Raw genomic sequence first — 234 nt, 5'->3', positions numbered from 1 at the left:
GATTACTGGCCATTGACGGCTCGGATTTGCAGATTGCTGCGAACCCTGCGGACACCAACACGTATTTTCAAAATCAACCCGGCACCAAAGGCTACAACCTTCTGCACTTGAACGCAGCCTATGACTTATGCAACCGGCTTTACGTGGATGCTATTGTTCAGCCGCGAAGGCAGTGGAACGAAGGAAGGGCTCTGGCCACGATGGTGGACCGTTCTCCCCTCCAGGGCAAAACTA

At 53.4% G+C, this 234-nt stretch carries 1 pseudogene; it reads left to right on the top strand.

The features are described 5' to 3' along the window. Window positions 1-234, top strand: a pseudogene (locus KIH86_RS10735) (IS4 family transposase); the annotation flags it as partial.

It is taken from the genome of Paenibacillus sinensis (genome assembly GCF_019904155.1).
In the GTDB taxonomy this organism is placed as follows: domain Bacteria; phylum Bacillota; class Bacilli; order Paenibacillales; family Paenibacillaceae; genus Paenibacillus_AQ; species Paenibacillus_AQ sinensis.
Note: the sequence above shows the minus strand (reverse complement) of the source record. Positions and strands in the feature narration are given on the sequence as shown.